The sequence below is a fragment of the Paracoccus wurundjeri genome, from assembly GCF_030678915.1.
GTDB classification, from domain to species: domain Bacteria; phylum Pseudomonadota; class Alphaproteobacteria; order Rhodobacterales; family Rhodobacteraceae; genus Paracoccus; species Paracoccus onubensis_A.
Map to the genome: position 1 here is coordinate 25664 of NZ_JAUUTZ010000038.1, position 6098 is coordinate 31761.

The 6098-nt window shown below is 60.1% G+C and carries 7 protein-coding genes; 1 reads left to right on the top strand and 6 read right to left on the bottom strand.

What is annotated here, in order from left to right:
- Positions 1-22 precede the first annotated feature (22 nt).
- From Q0601_RS22900 to Q0601_RS22925, 6 genes are all read right to left on the bottom strand, one after another.
- Positions 23-694 carry an amino acid ABC transporter permease gene (locus tag Q0601_RS22900; protein ID WP_305292292.1) on the bottom strand — a complete coding sequence of 224 codons (672 nt, stop codon included), beginning with the start codon at positions 692-694 and terminating at the stop codon, positions 23-25.
- A 125-nt stretch (positions 695-819) separates the two neighbouring features.
- Positions 820-1581: a transporter substrate-binding domain-containing protein gene (locus Q0601_RS22905; protein ID WP_305292293.1), complete on the bottom strand. Its 762-nt coding sequence runs from the start codon at positions 1579-1581 to the stop codon at positions 820-822.
- A 161-nt stretch (positions 1582-1742) separates the two neighbouring features.
- Positions 1743-2573 carry a metal ABC transporter permease gene (locus Q0601_RS22910; protein WP_305292294.1) on the bottom strand — a complete coding sequence of 277 codons (831 nt, stop codon included), beginning with the start codon at positions 2571-2573 and terminating at the stop codon, positions 1743-1745.
- A gap of 2 nt (positions 2574-2575) precedes the next feature.
- Positions 2576-3436 carry a metal ABC transporter permease gene (locus Q0601_RS22915; RefSeq protein WP_305292295.1) on the bottom strand — a complete coding sequence of 287 codons (861 nt, stop codon included), beginning with the start codon at positions 3434-3436 and terminating at the stop codon, positions 2576-2578.
- Positions 3433-4317 carry a manganese/iron ABC transporter ATP-binding protein gene (locus tag Q0601_RS22920; RefSeq protein ID WP_305292298.1) on the bottom strand — a complete coding sequence of 295 codons (885 nt, stop codon included), beginning with the start codon at positions 4315-4317 and terminating at the stop codon, positions 3433-3435. The genes Q0601_RS22915 and Q0601_RS22920 overlap by 4 nt, the downstream gene beginning before the upstream one ends.
- A gap of 67 nt (positions 4318-4384) precedes the next feature.
- Positions 4385-5239, bottom strand: a complete 855-nt coding sequence (locus tag Q0601_RS22925; protein WP_305292299.1) for a metal ABC transporter substrate-binding protein — start codon at positions 5237-5239, stop codon at positions 4385-4387.
- Positions 5240-5530: 291 nt separating this feature from the next.
- Between Q0601_RS22925 and Q0601_RS22930 the strand changes: the two genes are divergently transcribed.
- The gene (locus tag Q0601_RS22930) at positions 5531-5956 is read left to right on the top strand and encodes a Fur family transcriptional regulator (RefSeq protein ID WP_305292296.1); all 426 of its coding nucleotides are present in this window, start codon (positions 5531-5533) and stop codon (positions 5954-5956) included.
- The last annotated feature ends 142 nt before the right edge of the window (positions 5957-6098 follow it).

The window sequence follows — 6098 nt, forward strand, 5'->3', positions numbered from 1 at the left end:
CTTCCTTCTTTCCTTGCGCCGCTCATTGGCCCACCAGCCCCTTGCGCTCAAGCAGGCGCAGGGCAAGCGACAATGACAGGGTGATCACCAGATAGAGCAGCGCAACCATCAGATAGACCTCCAGCGCCGTGAAGGTGGTGGCGATATAGATCTGCCCCTGACGCACCAGTTCGCCGACCCCGATCACCGAGAACAGCGAGGTATCCTTGATGCTGATGATGCCCTGATTGCCCAGTGGCGGGATCATCCGCCGGAATGCCTGCGGCCAGATGACATAGCGGAACGCCTGCCCGCGCGACAGGCCCAGCGACAGCCCGGCTTCGCTTTGGCCGCGTTCGATGGATTGCACGCCGCCGCGGACGATCTCGGAGATATAGGCGCCGGAATTGACGGCGATGGCGGCGATTCCTGCGACCAGCGCGTTGATGGGACCGCCCAGCAATTGCGGCAGGCCATAGAAGATGAACAGCACCTGAACCAGAACCGGCGTGCCCCGGAATATCTCGATATAGATGATCGCGGGCCAGCGCAGCCACGCCGTCCGGCTGATCCGCAGCAAGCCGACAAGGATACCGATAAAAAACCCGATCGCCAGCCCCCCGAAGGAAATCAGCAGCGTATAGGGAATGCCGGCCACAAGATGCGGCAGCGAGGCGAAGGCCGCTTGCCAGTTGAATTGAAAGGTGACGTCCAAAAGGAACCTCCGTCAGGATGCGGTCAACGCGTTCCACAGCATGATTGCAGGCACGTCATCGGGTTCATGGTCATGGGCGGCGGCGCGACCCCAGGGGCCGACACCGCATTGCCGGGGCGCGCGGATCACTCGCCGCTTGGGCTGCCGAACCATTTCGTATGGATCTCGTCGTAGGTTCCATCCTCTTTCATGGCGGCCAGGGCTTCGTTCACGGGCTCTACCCATTCGCTGCCCTTGACCAGCACGATCCCGTATTGCTGACCTTCGTAGAGTTCACCGACCGTCTTCGCCCGGCCCTTGCCCTGGGTCTGAGAGAAATAGCCGACATTGGGCGCGTCATAGAAAACCGCATCGGCAGATCCGCCCAGCAGCGCCATATACATGTCGCTAGAGCCCGGATAAGGGGTGATTTCCGCGCTGTCGCCCAGATTTTCCTGAAGATAATCGAAACTGGTCGAGCCGATCTTGGTCGCGACGGTCTTGCCTTCGAGATCCTCTATGGACTCGATACTGTCATCATTGGAATTGACCAGAAGACGAAGACCGCTGTCGTAATAAGGCGAAGAGAAATCGACGATCTTGGCGCGTTCGTCGGTGATGGTGATGCCTGCGATGGCAATATCGACATTGCCGGTCTGTACGGCGGGAATGATGCCGTTGAAATCCATGGTCCGCATGTTGATTTCGAAGCCGGCGCGCTCGGCCACCTCGTTGATGATATCCATGTCGAAACCGACCATCTCGCCGGATTCCTGATCCATCATCTCGAACGGCACGAAACTTGGATCGGTGACGACATCAAGGGTCTCGCTTTGGGCATGTGCCATCCCCCCGAACCCCATGCCAAGGCATGACAGCAGCAGCATTGATTTCAATGAATATTTCATAACGCGTTCCCTCGCCCGGATAACTTCATACTGCCGCCACTATGTCGGACAGCCGAAGGAGGGTCAAGTTGACGACCGGACGAGGCAAGGCCAGTGAACCGCGGTTTCGCGATGCCGGGTCACCCGAAAAACCTGATATCCGCTCCCGCCGCCGGGCTTCGTCAGACCGTAGCCGAGGCCCGCCTGACCTTGAACATCCGGCGGGTGAAGGCGAACAGGAAGATCGCCGTCAGGATCAGAATGATGGTCGGTGCCGGTGCGCTGTCCAGAAAGAAGCTGAGATAGGTTCCCCCCAGCATCGACAGCATGCAGACCATCACGGACACGGCCAGCATTTTCCCGAAACTTCGCACCAGCAGGAAAGCGATGGCGCCGGGTGCGATCAGCAGGCCGACCGCAAGGATCAGTCCCGTCGCCGAAAGCGTCGCGACGATGGTAAGCGACAGGATTGTCAGCAACCCGTAATGCAGCAATCCCACCGGCAGGCCCGAGGCCCGCGCCTGTACCGGATCGAAGGCATGCAGCATCAGGTCCTTCCATTTCAGCAGCAAGGCCGCCGCGACAAAGACCGAGATCAGCCCCGCCGTCCAGAGATCCTGCAGCCCGACGCCAAGCATGTTCCCGAACAGGATGTGATCAAGATGGATATTGGTGTGGATCGCGACATAGATCACCAGCCCAAGCCCGAACATGCCGGAAAAGACCACCCCCATGACGGTGTCCTGCTTCACCCGGCTGTTCTCGGACAAATAACCGGTGGCAAGCGCGGTCACCATGCCCGCCGCGAACGCGCCGAAGATCAGGGGAAAGCCCAGAATATAGGCCAGAACGATCCCCGGCAGCACCGCGTGGCTGACCGCATCCCCCATCAGGGCCCAGCCCTTAAGCACAAGGAAGCAGGACAGCAACGCCGTGGGCACCGAAACGATCACCGAGATCCAGAAGGCGTTCTGCATGAAGCCGAACTGGAACGGCATCAGAAGCGTCTCCATCGTCACACCGCCTCTGCCCGCAGGGCTTCGGCCGCCTTGCGCCGCGCCGCCAGAAGCCCGTGTTTCGGCGCAAGGACGAATACCGCCAGAAAGATCAGCGTCTGCAGCACGACGATGACCCCGCCGGTTGCTCCGTCCAGGAAATAGCTAAGATAGGCGCCCGCGAAACTCGTGACCGTTCCGATGGCGACCGAGGTCATGATCAGACGCGGGAAACGGTCGCACAGCAGATAGGCCGTCGCCCCCGGCGTGACCACCATGGCGATAACAAGGAACGCGCCGACCGTCTGCATCGCCGCCACCACGCAGGCCGAAAGCAGCACGAAGAACACGGCTTTCAGCAGGCCGGGGCGCAATCCGATCGAGCGCGCATGGCTTTCATCGAAAAAGACGACCATCAGATCCTTCCATTTCGCCAGCAAGACCCCAAGCGAGACAAAACCGATGATCGCAAGTTGCAGCGTATCCTCGGGCGTGATCGCCAGAATATTGCCCATGGTGATCGTCTGGATCGAAACCGACATCGGGCTAAGGGACGCCATGAAAAGCCCAAGCCCGAAGAACGAGGTAAAGATCATCCCGATGATCACATCGACCTTCAGGCCCGAACGATCCGACAGGAACAGCATTGCCGCCGCCGCAAGCCCGCCCGAGATGAACGCCCCCAGCGCAAAGGGCAGACCAAGAATATAGGCACCCGCCACGCCCGGCACGACGGAATGGGACAACGCGTCGCCGATCAGCGACCAGCCTTTCAGCATGAGATAGGAAGACAGAAAGGCGCAAACCCCTCCGACAAGGGCGGACACCCACATCGCATTGGTCATGTAGCCATAGGTGAAAGGTTCAAGAAGCACAGTCATTCCCGCCCCTCTGACCGGCGCAGCTTGTCGCCATATTGGACAAATGGCCGTTCGTCATCGGTCAGGATCGACAGGTTCCGCGCGTCATCGTCGTCGTGCAGTTCGGCGCCGCTCAGGGTGAAATGCCGCAGCACGCCGCCAAAGGCCCGTTCCAGATTCTCGCGGGTGAATGTCGTCTCGGTCGGGCCATAGCCCAGCACGGTGCCTTTCACCAGAACCACCCGGTCGCAGAATTCGGGCACGGTGCCCAGATTATGGGTCGAGACCAGCATCACCCGCCCCTCGTCGCGCAATTCGCGCAGCAAAGCGGTAATCTGCTCTTCGGTCTTCACATCGACCCCGGTGAAGGGCTCATCCAGCAGGATCACCTGCCCGTCCTGCGCCAGCGCGCGGGCAAGGAAGACACGCTTTTTCTGCCCACCCGACAATTCGCCGATCTGGCGGCTGCGGAAGTCTTGCATATCCACGCGCGACAGTGCCGCATCGACCGCCGCATGATCCACAGGGGACGGACGGCGCAGAAAGCCCATGCGGCCATATCGGCCCATCATGACCACATCCTCGACCAGAATCGGAAAGGTCCAGTCGACCTCTTCCGACTGTGGGACATAGGCGACCAGATTTTTCTTCAACGCCTCTTTGACTGATAGCCCCAGCAGGCGGATATCGCCCTTCGCAACAGGGACAAATCCCATGATCGCCTTGAAAAGCGTCGACTTGCCCGCGCCATTCACGCCCACAAGCGCCGTCACCGTGCCACGCGGGATCTGAAACGAGGCGTTGCGCAGCGCCGTTTGGCCGTTGCGATAGGTGACGGTCACCTCCTGCACCTCTATTCCGTCTTGATGGCCGGCGCTTTCAGAATGTGCCGGTTGCGCCATCTGGCTGTCATGCTTCATCGTGAATCTTTCTGCCGGAAGGGCCGGCGGCCCGTTAAGAAAAGCGATCTCAGTTCATGCCTGCCTGCAGCCCGTCGGCAATCGTCCGGGACGTCACCCTGAGCAGGTCGAGATAAGACGGAACAGGACCATTGGGCGCGGACAGGCTGTCCACGTAAAGCACCCCGCCATAATGCGCCCCGGTTTCACGCGCGACCTGCTCGGCGGGCGCGGTATTCACCGTGCTTTCACAGAAGACTACCGGGATGTCGTTCTCCTTCACCCCGTCGATCACCGCGCGCACCTGTTGCGGTGTGCCCATCTGATCGGCATTCATCGGCCAGAGATAAAGCTCTTTCATGTGGAAATCCCGCGCCAGATAGCTGAATGCGCCTTCGCAGGTCACAAGCCAGCGCTGCGCCTCGGGGATGGTGGCGATCTCCTGCCGCAGCGGTTCAAGCGTGGCACGCAGTTCTTCCTTATAGGCTTCCGCATTGGCGGTATAGGCTTCCGCATTCCCGGGATCGTGCGCGACAAAGGCACCCAGAATGTTGTCGATATAGATCAATGCGTTATCCAGACCCATCCAGGCATGCGGGTTCGGCGATCCTTCATAGGCGCCGGCCGCGATCGGGATCGGATCTATTCCCTCGGTCAGGGTTGCCGAAGGCACATCCCCAAGATTGGCGAGAAACTGCTCGAACCAGAGTTCGAGATTCATGCCGTTCCACAGGATCAGGTCAGCATCCTGCGCCCTGACGATATCCTTCGGAGTGGGTTCATAGCCGTGGATCTCGGCCCCCGGCCGGGTGATCGAAACCACATCCGCCGCATCGCCAGCCACCCGCTGCGCCATATCGGCAAGTACCGTGAACGTGGTCACGACCTTCATCCGATCCTCATCGGCCAGTGCGGTGCCTGCCATAAGCGTGATTGTCGCCACAGCTCCCGACAAGCGTGCCATCGTCAAGATCATGAAAATCCCTTTCCCGGTTTGCCGTTTCGTACGTGAATCGCCACACGTCCGCCCCATAGATGCGAGTGAGTTGCAGGTAGAGATATCAGGTTTCACCCTTATTGCAAGTGCAATGCATTCGCATTTATAAGCGCATCCAAAATTGATGACCTTTGGATTCGGTCATGTTAAAGATCGCTTCAGCCTGATCGGTCCGCTCCGATGCTCGGCTGGCATGTTTTAGTCGAAGCGGGAAACCGGATGAGCAGTTCCAGGCAAGAAAGCCTTATCGACAGGTGCAAACATCATGGGCTTCGCATCACCGGACAGCGCCGCGTGATCCTGGAAGTGCTGGACGCATCCGACGATCATCCGGATGTGGAGGAACTTCATCGCCGCGTCAGTGCGATCGAGCCGGGGGTGAATATCGCGACCGTCTACCGGACGATGAACAAACTGGCCGAGCAGGGCCTGATCGAGCGTCACCAGTTCGATGACGGACGATTGCGTTACGAACCGGCCCCCGAAGAGCATCACGACCATTTCATCAATGTCGAAACCGGCGAGGTTATCGAGTTCAGGTCGGACGAAATCGAGGATTTGCAGGAAGAGATCGCCCGGAAATACGGTTTCGAGATCGTGAGCCACAAACTTGAACTCTATGTCAGGCGCCGCAAAGGGCATTAGAGCCTGTCGCGCCGCATCGGAAACGCAGATTGTTTGCGTCCCGCGATGGGGGGGGGGGGGGGGGGGGGGGGGGGGGGGGGGGGGGGGGGGGGGGGGGGGGGGGGGGGGGGGGGGGGGGGGGGGGGGGGGGGGGGGGGGGGGG